We start from the raw sequence: 4797 nt of genomic DNA on the forward strand, positions 1-4797 counted from the left end.
CGTACAAATGACCAGACTTCACCTATGGCTAGGCGGCTGGATTGGAATATCCCAAGTATTGTGTGCGTGCTGACGCTGGCGCGATACGCACCTAATTGGGAAATGAGATTTTACGCATGGGCTACATTGAGGGCGATAAAGAATGACAAATGATGAGCGAGAACAATCAATATCGGGAATGTGGGTAAAGTATCTTGAAGGCGCAGCAATTGCGCTTCGTTGTGCTATTGGATCTCACGAAGCAATGGGCGGGCGCGTGCATGGAAGGAGATACGATAGGCGTGCAGTAGAAGCTTTGCGCGGGGTGTTGCCGTATTGCCTGCACCCGGCATCAAGCGGGGACAATGCGCCGTTTGTTTGGCTAAACCGAGATTACAAGCCTTTAGGAGTTTTGCCATTCAATGAATTCGTCACGTATTCTGACTTTCCTTGGATGCACGTTTGTAAAGAAGACCCGCGAATTGCGTTTATTTTGTCTGAATGCAAGCGGTGCAATGCTTTTTGTGACGGGCATCCAATATTCTATCTGTATGACGACGCAACTAGCCCGAGGAGAAGCAAGGAGAACGCAACTAGACTACTTGGAATCATTGAGCGAGTGCTTGCCACAAGCGGCAATCATGTTCCGCAATGCGACATTGAGGGCGATAAAGAATGACCGCAAGAACTAACGGCGCCGAATTCAAGGCGTATTACAACGACAAGAGCGTGTGGCCAGAAGGATGGTGGCACGAAGATGCCATCATCACCGTCAACGGAGCAGACATTGACGGCGCGGACTATGACGAACAATATGACATAGGATCGGTAGGAGACGATGCCATTATCACAATATCCGATGGATGCATCTACAAATATGACGGGAGTCCGCTGACCCTATCAATGGAAACCCACTTTACGCGGTGGCGAAAAGTCAGAAGACAGAGCTCGTCGTTGTCGAGGTTGAGAAGGCGCGCAAGACGGAATTCTTGGAAGCCATCAAGCGAGCTGGCGCCAAGGTCGTGAAATGACAAGCAGGCGCAATCTCTTTCGATCAGTCCTGAATCGACACCCTGAACGGGTCAGCCCTGCGGCGATGTTCCCGTACGTTTCTCAGTGACTCGCAGACCTTTGGGCATTTTCTCTGGTTTGACATGATCAACGCCACCCCTACCGCCACTGGAGCGCTAGGCCAGCTCGGGACAGTCCCTGATACGATCATGATCGCCCCGAGAGCTGCGCCGCCAGCAAGCACAAGATAACCAATCCTTGTCATCGCCTTTGTGCATTGCGTCATCATGTTTATCGCTTCGTGGCAGTGCCAAACAATAACCACCAAAGAACATGCGACCACAGTTTGCAAAAATAGGCCAAGTGTCATTTTTGTGGATCTTTAGAAGTGAGCTTATCAGATGCCAGCAGAATTGCTGGCCCGATCCGAGAGTAAGCGAGAAACCCAATGCCGACAGCTACGGGGTATTGGAGAATGTCGCGCGCGAACTGCGTAGCAAACAAGACCTCTTGTATCTTCACCACCTCGACAGCCAGTGGAGTAAGGAATCCGGCGATCACGCTGGATATGGCGTTTGCCGCAAGTCGCTTTGCCAGAGGTTGCGGGCCGTCCTGGTACGATAGCCACCATAGCCCGCCGACAGAGCCAGCAACTAGATACTGAGGGTGCAGTCCGGTAGCAATACCGAAGAAGGTAAGCCCAGCAGACGTTACTGCAATCACGGCCGCTGCTTCAGCCATTTGCCGTTCCTCGTTTGTTGTTCTCGTTCATAGTCTTGCATTCTACTCCATCGCGCCTATACTTGACTTTCTGCCGACAATATAGCGGAGCCGTTAGCATACGAATGTCGGCTATACACCAAAGGCGCGCAGTATCATCCCGCCGAAGATTGCCACCGCCCCAATAGCGACCATTACCAAAATCCCTGCGCCGTTGATGTCCATGTCTGAGAATCTGAATTTTGCATTCTCTTCATCTTCATTTTTGCTCATGGCTTCAGAGCCTCTCGTGCGTCTGCCCGCATTGGCCTCGATACCGTCTTCAAGAATCTGTCGGCGCCTTCTGCTCTGGCGTCTCGGACCCTCTTCGATACAGATGCCGGGTTGATGACGACAATCATTTTAGGATTGTCCAAGTTCCACTGCCTGACAGCGGCCATCGCTTCTTTGCGCGCTTCCGTATCGCCGCTGAGTATCGCGTCGGAAATGGCTGACGTGAATTCCTCTCGCTTGACTTGGACCATACGATTGTCCTGCGCAATGTCGCGCTTGATCTGGCCGTAATCGGCAACCGCTTTCGGGTTGAAGCCGATAGCCTTGGCGAGCGATTCAAGTTCGTTCGTTGGAACCGTCCGCCTTCCCTTCTCGTCCTCGCCGTACCCGGTCGCAGCCATCGTAACGCCTTTGTCCAGGTTCTTTATTGCGTTAGGAGCAACGGCCATTGCTGCGCGCCATTCGTGGCCAGTGGCGATGTTCTCAAGCGCCTTTGCTACGCCCTGCACGACGCTTGCGGCCGGCCCGAACACCTCTACCGCGTCGCGTGATTTGTCGATGCTAGAGAGCTTCAGCGCCCCGGTGCCGGGTATCAAATTTCCCATGCCAAACCGGGAATGCATGTCTATGCCCATTTGACTGGCTGCGCCTTTGAGAAGAATGTCTGCCGTGCGCTCGCCAAACACGCTAGACGCCGCGTTGCTAAGCGTTTTGCTCGCGTTGGTGCCGAATCCTAGCCACTGGCCGATAGTGTCTATGATGTCCTCTGCATCATCTTCAAACGGCAGCCCACCGCCGCCAGCGGCGAGCAGCAGCATGCCAAGCATAACGGCCCTTTGCTTTGGTGGCATGCGCTTCAGCAATTCAAGGTACATGATGCTGAACTGCTTGAAGGTCATAATGACTGCCCCAGGCGCCCCGCGCCCGACGTTCATCCGGTTCCCTTTGTTGTAGATGCCCTGCGTATCTGTTACCGCCTTTTCTGCAAACTCGAATGCGCTCTTGGTCCCGGTCGCCATCAGATCTTGGTGCGTCATCTTCTCGGCGATCTGGAATGCGGCTATGAACGTCGTCCTGCGGTTGAAGGATTCAGCCATCGCGAACGGAGCGCCCCAGGCCCGCAAGAAGCCATTGGCTACCCGACTGCCGGCGAAGATGTTATTGGCCGCCGTCGCCGTGAGCTGGTGAATCTCTTGGGGCGCAGTTACGCCGTCCTGCTCTGCTCGCTGTAGCGCAGCGCCAAGGCTTCCTGTGATCTTGGCCGGGTCTTTGATAGCCATGCGTGCAGCCACAGCAAGGCGCCTTCCAAGGGCGCCGGCCCCTTCGTACCTCGTAAGGTAGGGGAAGGTCATCATGGGAACCTGCGACAAGTTCACCATTGCCGATGCAATCGAGCCGCCGAGGAAGTTGAAGAACAGATAGCCGCGAATCGCCTGCGCCTCTTCCCTTGGCTTTGATACGTACTCGTACAGCCGGATGGCCTCTGATCCGATGTCGCCGCCGTCCTGCTCTGCCGCCTCTGCAGCTTTGCGCATGTCGCCCATGTGGTAGCTGCTGGACGTATGGCGAGCGTTCGAGACGATGAATTGTGACAGCGTTCTGCGGATGTCTCGGTCGAAGCCTGGCGTTCCTTTCCGGTGAATCAGCCGCTTCATGATCGAACGGTCGTTTGTCGCTACCCGCAAAAACTCCTGGAAAGGCTCAAGGCTCTCCTTGTCCATGTGCTCGGCGAACAACTGCACCGCCTCAAGGTTCATTCCTTCGTAGAGCTTGTACTTCTCCGTGTTGTGAATGCCGGTTGTAACCGTCCATTCAGGATGCTCGGCACGAATTGCCTCTGCTACCTTGTTCGCTTGGTACTGCCCGGATCTTGGCACCAGAGGGACGCCTTCGTACATGCCGAAGAACTGCGTATTGCCATCGTCGTCCTTGGCGGTAACGGTGTGGTCCCCGAAGCGCATCAGCGGAAAATAGCCGTGATCCTGTAGCTGTTTGTTCTTGTCGACGATGCCGGTGATATCCTTGATCGTTTTGTCTATGCGCTCTGACTGCGCCTCTACGGCAGCAAGAAGCTTGCGCATCTGCTTTTCTGCATCTTCGCCAGTGATTCCGTTCTCGCCTTCCATCTGCTTCAAGATGCTCATCTGAGATTCGATAAGCGCTTTTTGTACCCGCGCCTTTTCTTCCTCAAGCTGCTGTATGACTTCTTCTGCCATATCGGCAATATCCAGCGCATTGTCGAAGTCGATACCGTTCTGCTTCGCGTGCCGCGCTATTACAGACTTCGCCATTTCGTCCATGCTCGTCCCAGCCGCCGCAAGCGCCTCACGGTACAGCTTGATTTGCCGATCGGTAAGCTTGTAGGTTTGGCGCAGCCTGATCATCAGAGAAGATAACGCCCTTCGTCGGGCTTCCTCCACCGTACAGCGTGCCCTCGTACAGCGGTGCGGCGATTGCATCCACGTCGGCGCGGTGATTCTTGCCGGTTAGGTCGCCCCATGATTTGATGTTGCTTAGAGACTCCTTCGCGTCAGCAACGCTCTTGATTTCGTGGAACAGCGTTGGCGCTTGCTGCTGCGCCATGACTGCGAATCGAGACACGTCAGATAGGAATCTTTGCCCAAGGTCAAACACCTTCTTGAACAGCGGCTTGCCCTCTGCGGCCCACTTCTCGGCCTTGTGGTACTGCGTATTGAACGGAGTGATCCACGAGGTAGCCTTGTCGCTGTGCATGGCGTTAGCGACGACTGAGCGCACCGACTTAGGCGAATTGTCGCTGATCCAGTCGTGCGCGGCGTTGAACCGGATGTCTGG

Annotated in this window: 4 protein-coding genes; all 4 read right to left on the reverse strand. The window is 54.7% G+C overall.

Annotated elements, in window-relative coordinates; translation table 11 throughout:
• Positions 1-1356: 1356 nt before the first annotated feature.
• Complete coding sequence (locus tag IPJ53_00295; GenBank protein MBK7797533.1) at positions 1357-1731, reverse strand: hypothetical protein; 375 nt, start codon at positions 1729-1731, stop codon at positions 1357-1359.
• Between the two features lie 111 nt (positions 1732-1842).
• Positions 1843-1983, reverse strand: coding sequence for a hypothetical protein (locus tag IPJ53_00300; GenBank protein ID MBK7797534.1), 141 nt, complete (start codon positions 1981-1983; stop codon positions 1843-1845).
• Positions 1980-4367: a PLxRFG domain-containing protein gene (locus tag IPJ53_00305; protein MBK7797535.1), complete on the reverse strand. Its 2388-nt coding sequence runs from the start codon at positions 4365-4367 to the stop codon at positions 1980-1982. The genes IPJ53_00300 and IPJ53_00305 overlap by 4 nt, the downstream gene beginning before the upstream one ends.
• The coding region (locus tag IPJ53_00310) for a hypothetical protein (GenBank protein ID MBK7797536.1) at positions 4309-4797 on the reverse strand (489 nt) is incomplete at its 5' end. The genes IPJ53_00305 and IPJ53_00310, both read right to left, overlap by 59 nt.

Source organism: Candidatus Vicinibacter affinis (assembly GCA_016714365.1).
Lineage (GTDB): Bacteria > Bacteroidota > Bacteroidia > Chitinophagales > Saprospiraceae > Vicinibacter > Vicinibacter affinis.

Bases quoted from the DNA above. Each gene is read 5' to 3' on its own strand.
- IPJ53_00305 (MBK7797535.1), bottom strand. From the start codon at position 4,367: ATGATCAGGCTGCGCCAAACCTACAAGCTTACCGATCGGCAAATCAAG.
- IPJ53_00300 (MBK7797534.1), bottom strand. From the start codon at position 1,983: ATGAGCAAAAATGAAGATGAAGAGAATGCAAAATTCAGATTCTCAGAC.
- IPJ53_00295 (MBK7797533.1), bottom strand. From the start codon at position 1,731: ATGGCTGAAGCAGCGGCCGTGATTGCAGTAACGTCTGCTGGGCTTACC.